The 261-nt window shown below is 52.1% G+C and carries 1 rRNA gene; it reads left to right on the top strand.

From position 1 onward, the window contains the following. Positions 1-160 precede the first annotated feature (160 nt). Positions 161-261: ribosomal RNA gene (gene rrf / locus AC2AXP_RS22775) — 5S ribosomal RNA — on the top strand; the annotation flags it as partial.

Genomic DNA, 261 nt, shown 5'->3' with positions numbered 1-261 from the left:
TGTAAGTGCAGCGATGCATTGAGCTAACCAGTACTAATGATCCGTGAGGCTTAACCTTACAACACCGAAGGTGTTTTAGAGACAAAGATATTCAGCTGGTTCCGAGATTGGTTCTGATGGCTTTACGAGAAGTGAAGCGGTCGGGATGAAACAGAATTTGCCTGGCGGCAATAGCGCGGTGGTCCCACCTGACCCCATGCCGAACTCAGAAGTGAAACGCCGTAGCGCCGATGGTAGTGTGGGGTCTCCCCATGCGAGGGT

It is taken from the genome of Serratia sp. Sp408 (genome assembly GCF_057180665.1).
Note: the sequence above shows the minus strand (reverse complement) of the source record. Positions and strands in the feature narration are given on the sequence as shown.